Source organism: Massilia arenae (assembly GCF_008014745.1).
In the GTDB taxonomy this organism is placed as follows: Bacteria; Pseudomonadota; Gammaproteobacteria; order Burkholderiales; family Burkholderiaceae_D; genus Telluria; species Telluria arenae.
The window spans coordinates 73,305-91,661 of record NZ_VPFD01000015.1 but is presented as its reverse complement, the minus strand read 5'-3'; the positions used below and the strand labels follow the sequence as shown (position 1 = coordinate 91,661).

General features: G+C 66.6%; 19 protein-coding genes. 9 read left to right on the top strand and 10 right to left on the bottom strand.

Going from position 1 to position 18,357, the window contains the following annotated elements:
- Positions 1-62 precede the first annotated feature (62 nt).
- Positions 63-2,534, top strand: coding sequence for a penicillin-binding protein 1A (locus FVD38_RS14325; protein WP_147935431.1), 2,472 nt, complete (start codon positions 63-65; stop codon positions 2,532-2,534).
- Here FVD38_RS14325 and FVD38_RS14320 read toward each other — a convergent pair.
- Genes FVD38_RS14320 through FVD38_RS14310 form a run of 3 tightly spaced genes read right to left on the bottom strand, consistent with a single transcriptional unit; the run spans position 2,491 to position 4,173 of the window.
- Positions 2,491-3,096, bottom strand: a complete 606-nt coding sequence (locus tag FVD38_RS14320; RefSeq protein WP_147935430.1) for a M23 family metallopeptidase — start codon at positions 3,094-3,096, stop codon at positions 2,491-2,493. The two genes, FVD38_RS14325 and FVD38_RS14320, sit on opposite strands and share 44 nt — an antisense overlap.
- An 11-nt stretch (positions 3,097-3,107) precedes the next feature.
- Positions 3,108-3,947: a glucose 1-dehydrogenase gene (locus FVD38_RS14315; RefSeq protein WP_147935429.1), complete on the bottom strand. Its 840-nt coding sequence runs from the start codon at positions 3,945-3,947 to the stop codon at positions 3,108-3,110.
- 49 nt (positions 3,948-3,996) lie between these two features.
- Positions 3,997-4,173: a DUF3606 domain-containing protein gene (locus FVD38_RS14310; RefSeq protein WP_147935428.1), complete on the bottom strand. Its 177-nt coding sequence runs from the start codon at positions 4,171-4,173 to the stop codon at positions 3,997-3,999.
- 195 nt (positions 4,174-4,368) lie between these two features.
- Between FVD38_RS14310 and FVD38_RS14305 the strand changes: the two genes are divergently transcribed.
- From FVD38_RS14305 to FVD38_RS14290, 4 genes are all read left to right on the top strand, one after another.
- Positions 4,369-4,689, top strand: a complete 321-nt coding sequence (locus FVD38_RS14305) for a thioredoxin family protein (protein WP_147935427.1) — start codon at positions 4,369-4,371, stop codon at positions 4,687-4,689.
- On the top strand, positions 4,686-5,975 hold the full coding sequence (locus FVD38_RS14300) for an MFS transporter (protein WP_147935426.1): 1,290 nt from the start codon (positions 4,686-4,688) through the stop codon (positions 5,973-5,975). The genes FVD38_RS14305 and FVD38_RS14300 overlap by 4 nt, the downstream gene beginning before the upstream one ends.
- Positions 5,976-6,127: 152 nt before the next feature.
- Positions 6,128-6,460 carry a GNAT family N-acetyltransferase gene (locus FVD38_RS27315; protein ID WP_147935425.1) on the top strand — a complete coding sequence of 111 codons (333 nt, stop codon included), beginning with the start codon at positions 6,128-6,130 and terminating at the stop codon, positions 6,458-6,460.
- A 40-nt stretch (positions 6,461-6,500) separates the two neighbouring features.
- Complete coding sequence (locus FVD38_RS14290) at positions 6,501-7,790, top strand: MFS transporter (RefSeq protein ID WP_147935424.1); 1,290 nt, start codon at positions 6,501-6,503, stop codon at positions 7,788-7,790.
- Here FVD38_RS14290 and FVD38_RS14285 read toward each other — a convergent pair.
- The gene (locus FVD38_RS14285; RefSeq protein ID WP_147935423.1) at positions 7,778-8,575 is read right to left on the bottom strand and encodes a DUF481 domain-containing protein; all 798 of its coding nucleotides are present in this window, start codon (positions 8,573-8,575) and stop codon (positions 7,778-7,780) included. The two genes, FVD38_RS14290 and FVD38_RS14285, sit on opposite strands and share 13 nt — an antisense overlap.
- A 212-nt stretch (positions 8,576-8,787) precedes the next feature.
- The gene (locus tag FVD38_RS14280; RefSeq protein ID WP_147935422.1) at positions 8,788-10,080 is read right to left on the bottom strand and encodes an NCS2 family permease; all 1,293 of its coding nucleotides are present in this window, start codon (positions 10,078-10,080) and stop codon (positions 8,788-8,790) included.
- Positions 10,081-10,210: 130 nt separating this feature from the next.
- On the opposite strand from FVD38_RS14280, the gene FVD38_RS14275 reads away from it, so the two are divergent.
- Complete coding sequence (locus tag FVD38_RS14275) at positions 10,211-11,413, top strand: hypothetical protein (RefSeq protein ID WP_147935421.1); 1,203 nt, start codon at positions 10,211-10,213, stop codon at positions 11,411-11,413.
- A gap of 394 nt (positions 11,414-11,807) precedes the next feature.
- A complete protein-coding gene (locus tag FVD38_RS14270; protein WP_147935420.1) occupies positions 11,808-12,986 on the top strand; it encodes a glycosyltransferase in 1,179 nt (392 codons plus the stop codon).
- A 189-nt stretch (positions 12,987-13,175) separates the two neighbouring features.
- Here FVD38_RS14270 and FVD38_RS14265 read toward each other — a convergent pair whose 3' ends face one another.
- From FVD38_RS14265 to FVD38_RS14245, 5 genes are all read right to left on the bottom strand, one after another.
- On the bottom strand, positions 13,176-15,518 hold the full coding sequence (locus tag FVD38_RS14265) for an ATP-binding protein (RefSeq protein WP_229493668.1): 2,343 nt from the start codon (positions 15,516-15,518) through the stop codon (positions 13,176-13,178).
- Between the two features lie 92 nt (positions 15,519-15,610).
- Positions 15,611-15,871: a hypothetical protein gene (locus tag FVD38_RS14260; RefSeq protein WP_147935418.1), complete on the bottom strand. Its 261-nt coding sequence runs from the start codon at positions 15,869-15,871 to the stop codon at positions 15,611-15,613.
- Positions 15,872-15,974: 103 nt separating this feature from the next.
- On the bottom strand, positions 15,975-16,244 hold the full coding sequence (locus tag FVD38_RS14255) for a DUF5985 family protein (RefSeq protein WP_147935417.1): 270 nt from the start codon (positions 16,242-16,244) through the stop codon (positions 15,975-15,977).
- Between the two features lie 4 nt (positions 16,245-16,248).
- Positions 16,249-16,509: a DUF5985 family protein gene (locus FVD38_RS14250; protein WP_123069345.1), complete on the bottom strand. Its 261-nt coding sequence runs from the start codon at positions 16,507-16,509 to the stop codon at positions 16,249-16,251.
- Positions 16,510-16,624: 115 nt separating this feature from the next.
- Positions 16,625-16,957: a hypothetical protein gene (locus FVD38_RS14245; RefSeq protein WP_229493666.1), complete on the bottom strand. Its 333-nt coding sequence runs from the start codon at positions 16,955-16,957 to the stop codon at positions 16,625-16,627.
- A 230-nt stretch (positions 16,958-17,187) separates the two neighbouring features.
- On the opposite strand from FVD38_RS14245, the gene FVD38_RS14240 reads away from it, so the two are divergent.
- Positions 17,188-17,976, top strand: coding sequence for a DNA/RNA non-specific endonuclease (locus tag FVD38_RS14240; protein WP_147935415.1), 789 nt, complete (start codon positions 17,188-17,190; stop codon positions 17,974-17,976).
- Positions 17,977-17,985: 9 nt separating this feature from the next.
- On the top strand, positions 17,986-18,249 hold the full coding sequence (locus FVD38_RS14235) for a hypothetical protein (RefSeq protein ID WP_123069348.1): 264 nt from the start codon (positions 17,986-17,988) through the stop codon (positions 18,247-18,249).
- Positions 18,250-18,357 lie beyond the last annotated feature (108 nt).

Below are 18,357 nucleotides of genomic sequence, written 5' to 3'. Positions count from 1 at the left end.
CGGCCGTCACGGTCGGCTATACTTGCGCCACATTGTTACTTTGATCAGGGCAGGTAGAGCGAGTGGACCAACAACAGGACAACGAGAACACGGACACCGCGGACACCGCGCCAACCGTGCAGCAACGCATCAAGCAGGTCTCCCGGCGCCTGCTCGCCGGCGCCTCGACCCGGGCTGGCGCGCTCAAATCCGGCGCTCAGTCGCGCCTGCACGGCCGGCCGCTGCCGGTCAAGCTGGCCCTGATCGCACTGTGGAGCATGGCGGCCGGCCTGATGGCAATCCTGGCCTGGCTGCTGATCCTGATCCCGTTCACCCCCGGCATCGACGACCTGGAACAGGTCAGCCGCTCGCGCCCGACCGTGATCCTGGACGCCGGCGGCCGCCCGCTAGGCACCTTCGAAAAGGGCCTGCAGGAACGCGTCAAGCTGTCGCAGGTGTCGCCGCACGTGGTCGAGGCGCTGATCTCGACCGAGGATCACCGCTTCTACCAGCACCACGGCGTCGACTTCAAGCGCGTGGCCGGCGCGCTCTGGGCCAGCATCAAGGGCGACCCGCAGGGCGGCTCGACCATCACCCAGCAGCTGGCGCGCAATATGTTTCCGCAAGAGATCGGCCGTGCGCGCAGCATCAACCGCAAGATGAAGGAACTGATCACCGCGATCAAGATCGAGAACACCTACAGCAAGACGCAGATCCTGGAAGCCTACCTGAACACGGTGCCTTTCCTGTACAACGCCTACGGCATCGAGATGGCGGCGCGCACCTACTTCGGCAAGCCGGCGCAGAAGCTCGACGTACTGGAGTCGGCGACCCTGGTCGGCATGCTCAAGGGTACCCACTATTACAACCCCGTCGCCAATCCCGAGCGCTCGCTGTCGCGCCGCAACGTGGTGCTGGGCCAGATGCGCAAGCACGGCGCCTTCGATGACAAGCGGTATGCGCAGCTGGTCAAGCGTCCGGTGCGCCTGCGCTTCGCGCGGCTGCCGGACCGCAGCGGCAAGGACGACCATTTCACCCACCACGTGCGCAAGTGGCTGCTCGACTGGGCCGACGAGAACGACTACAACCTGCAGCTCGACGGCCTGGTGGTGCGCACCACGCTCGACCCGGAACTGCAGGCGGCGGCCGAACGCGCGGTGCGGCGCCAGGCCGACATCCTGCAGGCGATCGCCGACGTCGAATGGGCCAATCCCAACGTCCCCCGTTCGACCGCCACCGCCACCTATACCTCGATCCGCCCCAACATCGATCCATTCTCCTACTACTGGATCACCAATGCGCGCGCGCTGGACGCCTTCGTGCGCGAGAGCGGCGCCTACCGCAACGCGGTCGAGGAGGGCGAAGAGCCGGCGGCCGCGCTCAAGCGCCTGAAGGCCGACCGCGGCTTCATGAATGAGCTCAAGGCCGCCAAGTCGCGCCTGGAGGCGGGCTTCGTCGCGGTCGACCCGGCCAGCGGCGAGGTCAAGGCCTGGGTCGGCAGCCGCGATTTCGAGCGCGACCAGTACGACCACGTGGCCCAGGCCGCGCGCCAGCCGGGATCGACCTTCAAGCCCTTCGTCTATGGCGCGGCGCTCGAGCGCGGCATTCCGCCCGACCAGGCCTACCGCGACGTGGTCCTCGAATTCAAGGGCGACCACGGCGAGGTGTGGAAACCGACCGACATGGACGGCAATAGCGGCCGCTCGATGCCGATGCGCGACGGCCTGGTGTTCTCGAAGAACACGATCACCGCCCAGGTGAGCCAGGAAGTCGGCATCGAGCCCATCGTGCGCCTGGCGCAGGGCCTGGGTATTCGCCAGAGCCGGCTGGAAGCCGTGCCTTCGCTGGCCCTGGGCACCAGCCCGGTCACCCTGCTAGAGATGGTGAGCAGCTATGCCACCATCGCGGCTCTGGGCGAATACCACAAGCCGATTTTTGTCCGCACCATCGAGGACCGCGAGGGTAATGTGATCGCCGATTTCGGCGTCGGCCAGCCCGAGCGCGCGATGTCGCGCGAGTCGGCCGAGGCCCTGATCGACATGCTGCGCGGCGTCGTCACCCGCGGCACCGGCAATGGCGTGCGCAACCGCTTCGGCATCCGCGGCGACCTGGCGGCCAAGACCGGCACCAGCCAGAACAACCAGGATGGCTGGTTCATCATGATGCACCCGAACCTGGTCGCTGGGGCCTGGGTCGGCTTCAACGACAACCGGGTCACCATCCGCAGCAGCTATTGGGGGCAGGGCGGACACAATGCCGCGCTGGTGGTGGGCGACTTCTTCCGCGGCGCCTTCGATGGCGGCAGTCTGGACGCCAAGGCCACCTTGCCCGGCTGGCGCGCGCCGGAGCCGCGCCGCTACGTGGTGGAAGAGGAGCCGGAAGAGATCTTCATGGACGAAGCGCAGGAAATCGTGCCGGAAGGTGGCCCCGAGGTGATGCCGGTGGCGCCGCCGCCCGAACCGGTCGAACCGGTCGAACCGGTGATCGAACCGCTGGAGGCGGCGCCTGCCCCTAGCGCGCCGCCGACTGGCTTCCCGACACCGTCGGAGTTGTAGCCGAGGCCGTTGCCGGCGCCGCCGCTGGGGCCTCGATCAGGGCCGGATCGGCCTTCAGCAGCGGATAGGGATTGATCGCGCCGCCGGTGTCGTAGATCCCATAGTGCAGGTGCGGCGGCGTGCCCTTGGCATTGCCCGTGTCGCCCACATAGCCCAGCACCCGGCCGGCCTCGATGCGCATGCCTGGTTCAACGTCCGAATAGCTGTCCAGGTGGGCGTAGTAGTGGCGCTGCCCACCGGGCCCCAGCACCCAGACCACCAGGCCGCCGAGGCGGTTGGTGCCCACCTGGCTCACGATGCCCTCGGTGCTGGACACCACTGGCGTGCCGCGTTTGGCAAAGATGTCGATCCCCTCGTGCTTGCGGCCTTCGCTGCGCGCGCCGCCCCAGGTGTCGCGCAGCGCGCGCTGGCGCACGCCCTCGACCGGCACCGGCAGCGCCAGCGGCTTGGGCATGGCGGCCAGGCGCATGGTGTAGAGAGCGCGCTCGATATAGGGCTCGAGCAGGCCATATGCCAGCACCAGGAAGACGGCGACGACGAGGGTACGCAGGAGTGCGGCCATTGAGCTGCCTTCTACAGGATCGGCGTGCCGCCCGTGACGGCGATGCGCGCACCCGAGATATAGCTCGCCTCATCGGACGCCAGCATCACGAAGGCCGGCGCCACCTCTTTCGGCTGGCCGGCGCGCTTCATCGGCACCTGGCTGCCGAAGTTCTCGACTTCTTCCGGCGGCATCGTCGACGGAATCAGCGGCGTCCAGATCGGGCCCGGCGCCACCGAGTTCACGCGGATGCCTTTTTCGGCCAGCAGCTGGGCCAGGCCGGCGCTGAAGTTGGCGATCGCGCCCTTGGTGGTGGCATAGGCCAGCAGGGTGGGCTTGGGATTGTCCGAGTTGATCGAGGTGGTGTTGATGATCGAGGAGCCGGGCGCCATGTGCTTCACAGCTGCCTTACACAAGTGGAACATGGCGGTGATGTTCACCTTGAAAGTGTAGTCCCATTCGTCGTCCGGGATCTCGTCGAGCGAGTCGTGCGACATCTGGAACGCGGCGTTATTGACCAGCACGTCGATGCGGCCGAACTCGGCCACCGCCTTGTCGATGATGGCGCGGCAATGGGCGCGCTCGGCGATGTCGCCCGGCACCAGGATGGCGCGGCGGCCGGCTTCCTCGACCAGGCGCGCCGTTTCTTTCGCATCGTCGTGCTCGTCGAGGTAGGAAATCAGGACGTCGGCGCCTTCGCGCGCGAAGGCCAGCGCCACGGCGCGGCCGATGCCGCTGTCGCCGCCAGTGATGACGGTGGCCTTGTCCTGCAGGCGGCCCGATCCGCGGTAGCTGGTCTCGCCATGGTCGGCTTGCGGGGTCAGTTCGGATTCGCGGCCAGGCCATTCTTGCTGTTGCTTCGGTATATCCATCGTGTGCTCCATGTCTGGGTCAAAAGAGTGGGGATGCGGCGGGAGCCGCTCAGCGGCCGAGGTGTTCGCGCACCGCGCTGGCGCTCACGCCGACCTGGTCGATGGCGCGCTGTAACTCTTCGCGGGTCACGCCCAGCGCCTCGGTCCAGTACCGCACCTCGTGCTCTTCGTGCATATTGATGCGGGAACGGTCCTGCTGGCCGCGTTTGTTCAAGTCATCCGACATGATCTGCTCCTGATAAGAAGATGGGTTATAAGACGATGAATCACAGGGTGACAGCCTCGGGCGTGAGACTCCGTTAGCTGCCACACGCTGGAGCCAGATCGGCGCCAGCCAGGTGCGCCGGCATGCCAGACGGCGCGTTTTGAGGTAGGCTTGCGGTATTCGAATAGCAATAAATACCGTTCATCAGGAGACTCCATGACCGCCCCCTACGCCAGCAACCAACCCGAACGCAGCACGATCGACGCCACCCCGGGCCTGGTCGCCCTCGACTTCGGCGCAAACTGGTGCGGCTATTGCCGCGCCGCCGAGCCGCTGATCGAGCAGGCCCTGGCCGACCATCCGGCCGCGCGCCACATCAAGGTCGAGGACGGCCCCGGCCGCCCGCTGGGGCGCTCGTTCCGCATCAAGCTGTGGCCGACGGTCGTGGTGCTCAAGGACGGCCAGGAAGTCGCACGCGTGGTGCGTCCGGTCGACGCCGACGCGGTGCGCCAGGTCCTGGCCCAGGCGGGTGCATGAGCGAGGCGGCTGAACAACCCGCGGCCAACAAGCCCCGCACCGTCCTGTTTGCAAGCCTGATCGGCACCACGATCGAGTTCTACGATTTCTACATCTATGCCACCGCCGCGGTGCTGGTGTTTCCGCGCCTGTTCTTTCCGGCCGCCGATCCAGGCGCGGCGGTGCTGCAGTCGCTGGCGACCTTCGCCATCGCCTTCTTCGCGCGCCCGATCGGATCGGCCGTGTTCGGCCACTTCGGCGACCGTATCGGCCGCAAGGCGACCCTGGTCGCGGCCCTGCTCACGATGGGCATCTCGACTATCCTGATCGGCATGCTGCCCACCTATGCCCAGATCGGCGTGGCGGCGCCGCTGCTGCTGGCGCTGTGCCGTTTCGGCCAGGGCCTGGGCCTGGGCGGAGAGTGGGGCGGGGCGGTGCTGCTCGCCACCGAGAACGCGCCGCCGGGCAAGCGCGCCTGGTACGGCATGTTTCCGCAACTGGGGGCACCGATCGGCTTCTTCCTGTCGGGCGGCGTGTTCCTGCTGCTGGGCGAACTGATGAGCGATGACGCCTTCTTCGCCTGGGGCTGGCGGATTCCCTTCCTGGCCAGCGCCTTGCTGGTGGCGGTGGGCCTGTACATCCGCCTGAAGATCACCGAAACGCCCGACTTCCAGAAGGTGCTGGATCAAAAAGCGCGCGTCAAGGTGCCGATGGTGGCCGTGCTGCGCGACCACCGCCGCGCGCTGGTGCTCGGGACCCTGACCGCCTTGTCGACCTTCGTCATCTTCTACCTGATGACGGTGTTCGCCCTGAGCTGGGGCACCGCGCAGCTGGGCTATACGCGCCAGGAATTCCTGGTGCTGCAGCTGTTCGCGGTGGTGTTCTTCGCGCTCACGATTCCGCCATCGGCGCTGCTGGCCGACAGCCGCGGGCGGCGCACCGCCATGATGCTGGTGAGCGGTGCGATCGCCGTGTTCGGCCTGCTGTACGCACCGCTGTTCGGCGCTGGCGGCTGGGTCGCGGTCACCCTGTTCATGGTGCTCGGCATGTGCCTGGTCGGCTTCACCTACGGCCCGCTCGGCACCTTGCTGGCCGAGATGTTCCCGCCCGAGGTGCGCTATACCGGCGCCTCGCTCACCTTCAACCTGGCCGGCATCCTGGGCGCGTCGGTGGCGCCCTATATCGCGCTGTGGCTGGCCACGAATCACGGGCTGGAATACGTCGGTTACTACCTGAGCGGCGCGGCGCTCGTCAGCCTGGCTGCGCTGGCGCTGGCCAAGGGCCTGGTGCCGTCGCCCGTGCGGTGAAGGAGCGCCGCTTCGGACGCCTCGGGGCGCGGGCTCCGACGTCCGCCGACGAGGCCTTCCTCGACGCGCTCTACCTCGACTCCCGCCCGGACCTCGGCGCGCTGCCGGTCCCTCGCGGCGTCATCGAAGGGATCGCGCGCCATCAGCGCGCCATGCAGGTCGAGGATTATGCGCGTCGTTGTTCCGGGCTCGAGACCTGGCTGGTGATCGAGGGAGGGACCCCGATAGCGCGCGTCGTGCTGGCCGGGGAGGCCGGCGCGCTGCGTGTGGTGGACCTGTCGGTGGCGCTGGCCGCGCGGCGCAAGGGCATTGCCAGCCGCGTCCTGCGCGCGCTGCAGGAAGAATGCGAGCGCCTCAACCTGCGTGTCCGTACCGGGAACCTGGCCGCACGCCGGCTGTACGACGAACTGGGCTTCACGCTGCTGCGGAGCGACGACGCCACCATGGAGCTCGAATGGCGCCAAAAGAGAGAGCATCCGGAATGAAATCCACAACGTATGTGCGGGATCTACCAGGAGATCCCGCATGGCCGCATCCGCACCAAACGACACCCCCAGCAAACCCGGCACCGTCCTCTTCGCCAGCCTGATCGGCACCACGATCGAGTTCTACGACTTCTACATCTATGCCACCGCCGCGGTGCTGGTGTTTCCGCAGCTCTTCTTCCCCGCCAGCGATCCCGGCGCGGCGACCCTGCAGTCGCTGGCCACCTTCGCCATCGCCTTCCTGGCGCGTCCGGTCGGCTCGGCCCTGTTCGGCCACTTCGGCGACCGCATCGGCCGCAAGTCGACCCTGGTCGCGGCCCTGCTCACGATGGGCATTTCGACCATCGTCATCGGCCTCTTGCCTACCTATGCCCAGATCGGGGTGGCGGCGCCGCTGCTGCTGGCGCTGTGCCGCTTCGGCCAGGGGCTCGGCCTGGGCGGGGAGTGGGGCGGGGCGGTGCTGCTCGCCACCGAGAACGCGCCGCCCGGCAAGCGCGCCTGGTACGGCATGTTTCCGCAGTTGGGAGCGCCGATCGGCTTCTTCCTGTCCGGCGCCACCTTCCTGTTGTTGGGAGAGGTGATGAGCGACGAAGCCTTCTTCAGCTGGGGCTGGCGCGTGCCGTTCCTGGCCAGCGCCTTGCTGGTCGCGATCGGCCTGTATATCCGCCTGAAGATCACCGAGACGCCCGACTTCCAGCGGGTGCAGGCGTGCGGCGCCCAGGTGAAAATGCCGATGGTGACGGTGCTGCGCGAGCATGGCCGCACGATGCTGCTGGGCGCACTGGCGGCGATGGGCGGATTCGCCTTCTTCTACCTGATGACGGTGTTCGCGCTCACCTGGGGCACGACCCGGATGGGTTTCACGCGCCAGCAATTCCTGCTGCTGCAGTTGTTCGCGATCGTGTTCTTCGCCCTGACCATCCCCCTGTCGGCGCTGCTGGCCGACCGCGTCGGGCGGCGCGCCGCGCTGATGCTGGTGAGCCTGGCGATCGGCAGCTTCGGCCTGCTGTACGGACCGCTGTTCGGCGCCGGCGCCTGGCTGCCGGTGGGGATCTTCATGGTGCTCGGGATGTCGCTGGTGGGCTTCGTCTATGGTCCGCTCGGCACCTTGCTGGCCGAGCTGTTCCCGGCCGAGGTGCGCTATACCGGTGCTTCACTGACCTTCAATCTCGCGAGCATCCTGGGGGCCTCGGTGGCGCCCTATATCGCGCTGTGGCTGGGCACCAGGTATGGCCTGGCCCAGGTGGGATACTACCTCAGCGCGGCATCGCTGGTGAGCCTGGCGGCGCTGGTGCTGCTCGGCCGCCAGCGCCGTTCTCAGAACGAGTAGACCATCGTCAGCGAGGTCTGGGTATCGGTGTTCTTCTTGTCGTCCGGGACGTCGCTGTCGTTGCGGACGCTGAAGCCCGCCTTCATCTGCATGCTGCCGTTGATCTTGGTGCTCAGCGAGGTTTCGGCCACCGAGTGGGTGTTGCCGGTGCCTTTCTCGACGCTGACGGTCTGGGCGAAGAAGGCCGATGGGCTGACCTGCCAGCGGAACTGGGCCGCGCTGCGCACCGTCATGCCGCGCTCTTCTTCCTCGTTGTCGCGCTTGCCGACCGAGTAGCCAGGACCGATCTCGACGTCGAGCGTCTTGTCGGGCGCCGTGTACCAGCGCGAGCCATAACCGATGCCGACCGTCGAGTACTTGCGATAGGCGCCGAACCGGTCGTCGGTGTGGGTAGCCAGCACGAAAGCGCGGCGGCCGTCACCCAGCAGCTTGAGCGAGGCCTTGGCCGAGGTGGCCCAGCGCTGCGCCGAGCGGCTTTTCACGGGCTCGCCGAACTCGTCCTCGTACTCGTCTTCCTTGAAGTAGCCGCTGGCGATGAACTCATGGCTCCAGCGCGCCGTCTCGTGACGGGCGTCGATCTTGCCCGTGACGGAAGTGCCGTTGGTATTGCCCGAGGTCGTGATCGCGCCCAGTTCGGCGGACGTGAACCAGCCGCCATCCGGAATCGCCGGCATCGAGACCGCGAGCGGCGCATGGACGTCGCCGATTTGAGGAAGATCGGGAGCGGCAAGCGCCGCACCCGGGATGCCAGCCAAGGCCAGCGCCAGGATCGAGAGTGGTTTCATCAGCTTCTAGCGGACGCACAGGCCGCGCCGTACCGCGTGGCATGCCCAGGGCGACCGGCCCATCGTTCGTGGATCGTGCGCGACCGTGGTGATAGCCGCGAGTTGGCGGACATTGTAACGCAAAGACAGCGCGAAGCGATGCAATCAGGCACGAGCCGGGCGCTGTTTAGTAAAGGACGGCGCGAACGACCGGTCACTTTTTCAGGCGCCGCTCAGGTACCCACATAAACGATCTTGAACGCGAACAGCCCCGCGATCACCCACACCACCGGCTTGACCTCGCGCGCCCGTCCGGTCAGCAGCTTGAGCACCGCATAGCTGATGAAGCCGAAGGCGATGCCCTCGGCGATCGAATACGTGAACGGCATGCCCAGCGCCGTGACGGCGGCCGGGATGCTCTCGGTGCTGTCGCTCCACTCGACGTCGCCCAGGTCGGACAGCATCAGGCAGGCCACGAACAGCAGCGCCGGCGCGGTGGCGTAGGCCGGCACCACGGCCGCCAGCGGGGCGATGAACAGGCAGGCCAGGAACAGCGCGGCCACGGTCAGGGCGGTGAGGCCGGTACGGCCGCCGGCCTGCACGCCGGAGGCGCTTTCCAGGTAGGCGGTGGTGCTGGACGTGCCCAGCACACTGCCGGCGACGATGGCGCCGCTGTCGGCCAGCAAGGCTTTATTCAGGCGATCCATCTTGCCCTCGACCAGCAGGCCGGCGCGGCGCGCCACACCCATCAGGGTGCCGGTGGCGTCGAACAGCTCGACCAGGAAGAACACCAGCACCACATTGAGGATGCCGGCGGCGAGGGCGCCCGGGATGTCGAGCTGGAACAGGGTCGGTTCGATCGACGGCGGCAGCGAAAACAGGCCCTGGTAGGTGTTCCCGCCGAAGAAGAAGCTGAGCACCGTCACCAGCACGATGCCGATCAGGATCGCGCCGCGCACCCGCAGGCGGTCCAGCGCCACGATGGCGAAGAAGCCCACTACCGCCATGATCGCGGCAGGCTGGTGCAGGTCGCCGGCCTTGACCAGCGTGGCTTCGTTGGCCACCACGATGCCGGCGTTCTTGAGGGCGATCAGGGCCAGGAACATCCCCAGGCCCACCGTGATCGCGACCCGCATCGAGCGCGGGATGCCGTCGACGATCATGGCGCGCAAGCCCACCATGGTGACCAGGATGAACAGGCAGCCCGAGATGAACACGGCGCCCAGCGCCGCCTGCCACGGGATGCCCATGCCCAGCACCACGGCATAGGCGAAATACGCGTTCAGGCCCATGCCGGGCGCCATCGCGATCGGGTAGTTGGCGTACAGGCCCATGATGGCGGTGCCGCCGGCGGCCACCAGGCACGTGGCGACGAATACCGATTCCTTCGGCATGCCGGCGTCGCCCAGGATCGAGGGATTGACGAAGATGATGTAAACCATCGTCAGGAAGGTGGTCAGTCCGGCCATCAGCTCGGTGCGGATGTTGGTCTTGTTTTCGCTGAGTTTGAAGAATCGTTCGAGCATGGGGGACTTTCGGGACGTGTTTTTGCCCGAAGCATAACACCGGGGCCCGGCGCCTGCAGCCCGCGGCGCTACGCCGGGGCGCGTGGCGGTGTTACCATGCCGGCTCGAACCTCCATCTACTTTGCCCACTATGCCGAAGAACAAGCGTCCCGCACCCCGCACCTCGAACAACACGCGCGAACCCGACACCGATGCGCAAGCCCGGCTGATGGCCGACATGGCCCTCGAGATCGCCGAACGCGAGGACGCGGCGGCGCAAGGTGGAGAGCAGGCGGAGGCGCTCGCCACCCTGGTGCGCAAGGCGATCCGCAAGAAGCACGACGAGGTCCTGTACGAAGCCATTGAACTGGCGCGCTATACCGACCCGCTGGCCTGCCGCCTGCTGCGCGCGCGCGTGGAAGAAGAAGCCGCCACGTTGCGCATCCGGCGCGAAGACGGCCCCGAAGTCGAGATCGACGCCTTCCTGGTGCCGCTGTTCGTGCGCAGCCAGGGTGGCCTGGATGCGCGCGAGACTTTCCAGGACGAGGCGGCCTTCGGGGCGCTGGCCTCCAGCTTCCAGGACCATGGCCTGGACAGCAAGGGCGCCAAGGTCGTGCTGCTGCAGCATGCCTACGACCTGGCCGAGATCGACCATATCGCCTACGGCACGCTGCACCTGATGCTGCGCGAAGCCGCCGCTTCGCTGATGGACAAGAAGCTGCAGCCGGCGCCGACCATCGAGGCGAGCATGCGCGGCTGGACCGGCGAACCGGTGGCGCCTGACGAGACCGCGCTCGAACTGCGCTTCCTGCTCGGCTTCTCGCTCAAGCGCGCCGACGATCCGTTCTACCGCGTGCCGCGCGAAGAAGCGGGCAGCGACGCCTATTTCGCGGCGCGCATGGAACGCTACCGCGCCTGGACCGAAGCCGTCGCCCCGCTGGTGGCGCGGGTTCTTGCGCGCGCGCCGGACCGCCTGGAACTGAGCTTCCTTTACCAGGACCTGTTCTATGGCGCCAAGGAGCAGGGCGTGGCCGAACTGGCGACGCTCGGCGTGCTGGCCGAGGCCAAGCGCCTGCTGGCGGCCAAGGACCTGGCGCCGGACGCGGTGCACGCCGCGGTGGCGCCGCTCGACATGGGCGAGCACGTGGTCCTGCGCGCCAACCTGTATGCGCTCGACGGCGGGCAGCCGTGGGGCAGCGTCGAAAAGCCGGTCGACCTGGCCGCCGACCTGTCCGCCGAGGTCGATGAATTGTGCGATGCACTATTGTCGCTCGGCCTTGAAGGTGTATCGATCGCGGCCGGTTTCAGCGCCGACGGCCACGCCGAAGGCGCCGAGCCTTACCATTCCGCCTGATACTCCATCCCCCATCGCCCGCCGGCCAGATCTTCGCGGATCCTGGCCGCGAGGGCGGTAACGGGGCGCTTTCGGCCCCCGATTTCAGTGCAAACAGTAAAGTTTTTGCCGGATTTTCGTAGTGGATTATCCTGTGTTGGTGTAGGACGCCCCTTACAGAAAATTGCTCGATAGACGGACTCTCCCTATGAAGCCCAACAGTGCTTCGCAATATTTTGTTACAGCCGGTGAAATGTTGCTTTGCACAACTGAAAATATTGGGAAAATTGCATGATACGATTCCTTGGTCCGACCGGCTTCCCAAGCTGCGCCACGCCCTTGTGAGAGAGAGAAGAAGCGGTCCGGTTTGACCTTACCAACAACTAGAGCGCCGCCAAGGCGAAAGGAAATCGACATGCCGACCCTGATCGTGTTTTGCCACCTCCGCTGGGATTTCGTGTTCCAACGCCCACAGCACCTGATGACCCGCCTGGCCGAACACTACAACGTCCTCTTCGTCGAAGAACCGATGCATACCGAGGGCGAGGCGCGCCTGGAAAAGACCGTGGTCGCGCCGAACATCACCGTCTGCCGTCCGCACACGCCGATCCATCAATTCGGCTTCCATGACGACCAGCTGCCGACCCTGCAGGCGCTGCTGGCCAACCTGGTGCCCGAGGACGAGGCGCCGATCGTCTGGTTCTATACCCCGATGGCGCTGCCGCTGCTGCAGGTCTTCAAGCCGTCCAAGGTCATCTACGACTGCATGGACGAACTGGCCATGTTCAAGAATGCGCCGAAGCAGCTGCTGCAGCGCGAAAGCGCACTGCTGAACATCGCCGACGTCGTCTTCACCGGCGGCCCGAGCCTGTACCAGTCGAAACGCGACCGCCACGCCAACGCCCACTGCTTCTCGAGCAGCGTCGACGCCAAGCACTTCCGCCAGGCCCAGGATCGCGCCATCTCGCACCCGGACCAGGCCCACATCGCGCATCCGCGCCTGGGCTTCTATGGCGTGATCGACGAGCGCTTCGACGTCGACCTGGTCTCGAGCATGGCCGATGCCCACCCTGAATGGCAGATCGTGCTGGTCGGCCCGGTCGTCAAGATCGACCCGGCGACCCTGCCGAAGCAGCCGAACGTCCATTACATGGGCCAGCGCACCTACGACCAGCTGCCGCAGTTCCTGGCCGGCTGGGACGTCTGCCTGCTGCCGTTCGCGATGAACGATTCGACCAAGTTCATCAGCCCGACCAAGGTGCTCGAATACATGGCGGCCGAGCTGCCATGCGTGTCGACCCCGATCACCGACGTCAAGGTGCCATACGGCGACGTGGTGGAAATCGCCGAATCGCACGCCGACTTCATCGCCGCCTGCGAACGCCAGCTGGCGCTGGGCGACGACGAGCGCCAGGCGCAGGCCAGCCGCATGCGCGAAGTGGTGGCCGGCACCTCGTGGGACCTGACCGCCAGCCGCATGCACGAGCTGATCGGCAGCGCCGTCGCGGGCAACAAGGTCGAGCGCTTCTTTGCCAACAGCCAGGAAGCGGTGCGTGTGCCGGCGGAGCAGTTGCCGGTGGCGCAGGTGGGGTAATTAAAGTTTGGCCGGTCAAACCCGGCCTGCACACTTAGCACGTCGTCCCCGCGCAGGCGGGGACCCAAGGTACTTAGCTAAGCCACTACGTCGAGCGTAGCCGCTGCGCGAAGGAATTGGGTCCCCGCCTTCGCGGGGACGACGTTTCTAGGCCAACAAAAAATTCACATGTGACCGGCTATCGACGGCTCACACCCTCCTGAGCACTTCCTCGATCGCCTCCACCGTCGCCGGCTTGGTCAGGTGTTCGTCAAACCCCGCCGCCTTGGTCCGGGCGCGGTCGGCTTCGCCACCCCATCCCGTCAACGCCACCAGCCGGATGCCGTCCAGGCGCGCGTCTTCCCTGATTGCCGCCGCTACCTCGTAGCCCGACATGCCCGGCATGCCCAGGTCCAGGAACACCACGTCCGGCATCAGGCTGGGCAGCATGCGCAGCGCCTGGCGGCCGTCGTTGGCCACCGGGGCGCGGTGGCCCAGCATATTGAGCAGGGCAGCCAGGGTTTCGGCCGCATCGCGGTTGTCGTCGACCACCAGCACACTGCGGCCTGGCGGCGCGGCGTCGGTCACCGTCCCGATCATCCCGGCCTCGTCTGCCGGAAGCGCTGCAGGGGCATCGGCCACCAGCGGCAGGCGTACCGTGAAGGTGCTGCCGGCATTGGTGCCGGCGCTGGCGGCGCTCACGCTGCCCCCATGCAGCTCGACCAGGCTGCGCACCAGCGACAGGCCGATGCCCAGCCCGCCGGATCCTGGCTGCTGCGCCTGGCCGACCTGGGTGAACATGCGGAACACCTCTTCCAGCGCCTCGGGCGCGATGCCGATGCCGTTGTCGGACACCGTCACCACCGCCTGCCCGCCGTCGCGCCTGGCCTCGAGCGCAATGCGGCCGCCCTTGGGCGTATAGCGCGCCGCATTGTTCAACAGATTGCTCACCACCTGGGTCAGGCGGGTCGGGTCGGCCTCGAGTACGAGCGCTTCTGGCGGCAGGCGCAGGTCGAAAGCGTGGCGCGCCGCCTCGATCAGCGGCATGCTGGTCTCGACCGCGGCCGACAGGATCGTCGCCAGGTCGACCCGCTCGCACCGCAGCTCGACCTGGCCGCGCGTGATGCGCGCCACGTCCAGCAGGTCGTCGACCAGGTTCACCAGGTGGTCGAGCTGGCGCTCCATGATGTCGTGCACGCGGCTGACCGCGTCGCGGTCGGCCGGCGAGCGGCGGATGAACTGCAGCCCGCTGCGGATCGGCGCCAGGGGATTCCTCAGTTCATGCGCCAGGGTGGCGAGGAACTCGGTTTTGAGGCGGTTGGCCTCGGACAGGTCGGCCGCCATGCGGCGCAGCGCGGCCTCGGACAGGCGCCGCTCCGTAATATCCGTAAACAGCACCGCGACCCGCTGCCGCTCGGCCGGCCCAAGCCGCGTCGCGTGCACGTCGTACCAGCGGTTCAGGCCCTGGGCCTCGTTCTCGAAGCGTACCGCTTCGCCCGTTTGCGCCACCCGGCCATAGATGTCAAACCAGTGCTGCTCGTGGGCGGGCACGATCTGGCGGATCGTCTTGCCGACCGCGTCGACCAGGCCGGTGTGCTTGACGAAGGCCGGATTGGCCTCGATGAACAGGTAGTCGCAGGGCGTGCCATCGGCATCGTAGATCATGTCGATCACGCACAGTCCCTCGTCGATCGAGTCGAACACGGTGCGGTAGCGTTCCTCGGTGGCATGCAGCTGCTGCTCGGCCTCGCGCTGGCGGGTGGCGTCCATCACTACCCCGTGAACTTTGAGCGGCGCTCCATGGTCGTCGTACTCGACGTGGCCGCGCGCGATCATCCAGCGCCAGCCGCCGCCGGCGGCGCGGATGCGGTAGGTGGCGGCGTAGGCGCCTTCGCCGTCGATGGCCGCATTGATCAGGGCGACAGTCGGCGCGACGTCGTCCGGATGGAAGGCCGCGAGGTAGGTGGCCAGCGGCGCGTCGAGGCGGCGCTCCTGCGGCACGCCGAACAGCGCCGCCATGCGGGCGTTAGCCTCGACCCGGTCGGCGCCGATGTCCCACGACCAGATGCCCAGCTCGGCGGCTTCGATGATGCGCTGCAGGCGCGAGCGGGTCTGCTCGAGTTCGGTTTCGGCGCGGTGCCGCTCGAACTGGCTGTTGAAGGCCTCGATGTAGAAGCGCGCCTTGGCGCGCAGGATCGTGGGCGACAGCGGTTCGGTCAGCACGGCGATGGCGCCGGCATCGTACAGCAGTTCCTGGGGGAAGGGCAGGGGTTGCGGCAGGCCGAGCGCCACGATCGGCGTGCGATTCGAGCGCGGGTTGGCGCGCACCGCGCGCACCGTCTCGAGCATGCCCTCGGCATCGCCCGAATAGCCGACCAGGATCAGGGCGAAGTCGCCCGTGCGCGCCTGGTCCAGGCCGTCGGCCGGGGTAGTGGCGCGCACGATGTCCTGCTCCAGTTCGCGCGAGACCTGGTTGACGATCGGATCGTCGATCGCGCGCTTGCAGATGAAGAGAACACTCCTGTGGCTGCCGTGCGGTATGGTGTCGTTCAAGATGATGCTAGCCCGATAATATAGTTATTTCGGCAATCTAAGTGCGGAACCGGGCCGTGTCAACGATTTTGCGCCATTCCGGTGCACCAGCCTCAGGACTTGTCGGGCACCTGCTGCGACGGTACCGGCGTGCGCAGCGCCTCGGGAATGGCGTCGGCGATGCCCTGCGACGGGGCCTGACCTATCCTGCGCGCCTCGTCCGACTGCTGGTCGAGGTTGACTTCTTCGGCCACGTCGAAGCGGCCGTCCTCGGCGCCTTCTTCGCCTGGTAGCAGGTTGTCGGAACGGTTGTCCTGGCCACCTGCGGGAACCGGGGCTTCCTGCTTGCGGTCTGAGTTATCGGGAGTGCTCACGCCGACCTCCATGGTGTGTTTGACATGCTCCGATTATGGCGCAGCGCCCCCACGTCAGGCGCACGCCAGCGGTCGGATTCCGGCCCGCGGCGGCTTGCCGGGTTCATGGGCGGCGCTTCTTGCGCGGCAGGTTTTTTTCAAGGATGGCCCACAAGATCAAGCCATAGGCCAGCAGCCTGATCAGATAGTGCAGTGGCGAATCCTCGCCGCCGCTGTCGCGCATTACCGCGTACACGCGGTGCAAGCCCTCGATCCCGAACGACAGGGCGAAATACAGGAAGAAACGGTCGCCGCTGGCGCGCCAGAAGCGCAAGAAGAAAAGGGCGATGATCAGGGACGCCATGGCGATGGCGCCGGCCAGCATATGGGTCATCGCTTCACTCCTTCTCGTAGATCAGGCCGTACAGCAGGAGCAGGCAGGCCACCAGCGCGCTGGCCTGGCGCCATGGCAGCAAATCGACCTGGGTCGGGAACACGACCTTGTCCAATAACAGCAAAAAATTATTCAAGGTCATGCCCGCAAAACAGGCGCCGCTCCAGAACAGGAGCCGCAGGCGCGTGCGCCGGTAGCCGGCGAACAGCAGCACGGCGCAGCTCAGCGAGGTCAGCATGCAGAGGGTATAGATCACTTCGCCCATATCACATCGTCCCGAAGGTAATGCTCATTATTGTTGTCGGCGCCTGGCGCCCGCTCATTGCGACTGATTAGTGCTTCAGTTTATTGCATACAACCCAGCTTGCCACCTGCCGCATTCACTCGTCCTTGCGCAGGCGGAAGGCATCGGCGAACTGCCAGGCCTGGCGCTCGAGGCTGGAGTGGATCAGGTGGGTGACATCCACCAGTTGCCGCGCGTATAGGTCAGCCAGACGGTCGATGCGTTCGCGCAGGGTCTCGCTGACGGGCTCGTAGCGGTAGCAGTGGGCGACGGGAGGACCGCAGGATTGCGCAATGCCCGCCGTACACAGATCGGCCAGCAGCTGGCTCGCCACACGCTCGCGGATGTAGAGCCGGCTGGCCAGCATCGCGCTTTCCCACTGCTGGGTGGGGTCGGCGCGCAGCAGCAGCAGGGCTTCCAGGAAGGGCACGGAGGGAATGCTCGTCAGGACGAAACGGCGTAGATCCTCCGGGATCGGCGGGTGCATCATTCTTGGTGAATATGTTTCCCAAATGGAAAATCTTATTGAGAAAGCGTTAATTTTAAAACATTCCACGTGGAATTGCTTTGGCAATCGTGCGCGCGTATGCACCCGAAATTGATACCCATGGGCATATGCTCAGCTAAAATGCCCGCTTTCTTCACCAACGCCGTCTCATCATGCTTCGCTCCACCTTGGGCCGACTCTTCGCCCGCCTTGCCGTCGCCGGCGCCCTGATCGCCGCCGGTGCGGCCCAGGCCGCCAGTTGCCCGGTCCACTACCTCGACGGCCGCGCGCCCGAGATCCGCAACCAGAAATTGGCCACCTCCACCCGCGAACTATGCTACGGCGTGTTCGGGGTCGTGCATTCGGGCGTGACCCGCACGCCGCTGTGGTCGGCCGAGCACGTGAGCGCCGCTAACCTCAAGCGGGCCCAGGGCCTGGACCGCGACGACAAGTTCCACGCCGAGCAGCGCCTGCCGCGCGGCCAGCGCGCCGAGCTGTCGGACTATGCGCGCAGCGGCTTCGACCGCGGCCACTTGGCGCCGAACGCGAACATGCCCGACCGCCGCACCCAGCGCGAGAGCTTTTCGCTGGCCAATATGGTCCCGCAGGACCGCGACCACAACCGCCACATCTGGGCTCCGATCGAGGGCGCGGTGCGGACCATGGCGAAGAAGGAAGGGGAGTTGTACGTGATCACCGGCCCGGCCTTCCTCGGGTCCAGTCTCAAGAAGGTGGGCAACGTGATCGTGCCGAGCCATATGTACAAGGTGGTGTACAGTCCGCGCCAGAAACTGGCCGCCGCCTGGTTCACCGAGAACCGCGCCGACGCGCCGATCAATGTGGTGCCGGTGGCTGAACTGGAGCGCATCGTCGGCATTGAACTGCTGCCTTCGCTGTCGACGAGGGAAAAGGAACGCATGCTGCGCCTGCCCAAGATCAAGCAGCGCAAGAACCGATCGTAAAGGAAAGCCATGAGCAAGAAGAAACCCGCCGCCTTCACCCCGTTCGCCAACGAAGCCGACGTCGCCGGCATTGGCGACCTGATGCTGGAAAACCGGGTCGACCGCATCACGATCTCGGGCGACGTCGACCTGACCGCCGACGTTCCTGGACTGGACAAGGCGCGCCGCCTGCACGCACTGCTGGGCGAGATCGTCGCCGCGCTCGAGGCGCGCGAGCTGCCCGACGCGCTCCCGCCGCCCGAGGTCAAGACCATCGATAATCCCTTCGCCTAACCCCGGCGCACCGGCTCCGGTGCGCTGTCCATGCCGGGTGAACGCCCGGCATTTCTCCCCTTGTCGTCCTGCTCCTACGTACCCGCGGGAAGGTGGTCCGACGCCGCA

What these genes read in the sequence shown, in the direction of transcription:
- FVD38_RS14320 (WP_147935430.1), bottom strand. Translation starts at nt 3,096, where the DNA reads ATGGCCGCACTCCTGCGTACCCTCGTCGTCGCCGTCTTCCTGGTGCTG.
- FVD38_RS14315 (WP_147935429.1), bottom strand. Translation starts at nt 3,947, where the DNA reads ATGGATATACCGAAGCAACAGCAAGAATGGCCTGGCCGCGAATCCGAA.
- FVD38_RS14310 (WP_147935428.1), bottom strand. Translation starts at nt 4,173, where the DNA reads ATGTCGGATGACTTGAACAAACGCGGCCAGCAGGACCGTTCCCGCATC.
- FVD38_RS14305 (WP_147935427.1), top strand. Translation starts at nt 4,369, where the DNA reads ATGACCGCCCCCTACGCCAGCAACCAACCCGAACGCAGCACGATCGAC.
- FVD38_RS14300 (WP_147935426.1), top strand. Translation starts at nt 4,686, where the DNA reads ATGAGCGAGGCGGCTGAACAACCCGCGGCCAACAAGCCCCGCACCGTC.
- FVD38_RS27315 (WP_147935425.1), top strand. Translation starts at nt 6,128, where the DNA reads ATGCAGGTCGAGGATTATGCGCGTCGTTGTTCCGGGCTCGAGACCTGG.
- FVD38_RS14290 (WP_147935424.1), top strand. Translation starts at nt 6,501, where the DNA reads ATGGCCGCATCCGCACCAAACGACACCCCCAGCAAACCCGGCACCGTC.
- FVD38_RS14285 (WP_147935423.1), bottom strand. Translation starts at nt 8,575, where the DNA reads ATGAAACCACTCTCGATCCTGGCGCTGGCCTTGGCTGGCATCCCGGGT.
- FVD38_RS14280 (WP_147935422.1), bottom strand. Translation starts at nt 10,080, where the DNA reads ATGCTCGAACGATTCTTCAAACTCAGCGAAAACAAGACCAACATCCGC.
- FVD38_RS14275 (WP_147935421.1), top strand. Translation starts at nt 10,211, where the DNA reads ATGCCGAAGAACAAGCGTCCCGCACCCCGCACCTCGAACAACACGCGC.
- FVD38_RS14270 (WP_147935420.1), top strand. Translation starts at nt 11,808, where the DNA reads ATGCCGACCCTGATCGTGTTTTGCCACCTCCGCTGGGATTTCGTGTTC.
- FVD38_RS14255 (WP_147935417.1), bottom strand. Translation starts at nt 16,244, where the DNA reads ATGACCCATATGCTGGCCGGCGCCATCGCCATGGCGTCCCTGATCATC.
- FVD38_RS14250 (WP_123069345.1), bottom strand. Translation starts at nt 16,509, where the DNA reads ATGGGCGAAGTGATCTATACCCTCTGCATGCTGACCTCGCTGAGCTGC.
- FVD38_RS14240 (WP_147935415.1), top strand. Translation starts at nt 17,188, where the DNA reads ATGCTTCGCTCCACCTTGGGCCGACTCTTCGCCCGCCTTGCCGTCGCC.
- FVD38_RS14235 (WP_123069348.1), top strand. Translation starts at nt 17,986, where the DNA reads ATGAGCAAGAAGAAACCCGCCGCCTTCACCCCGTTCGCCAACGAAGCC.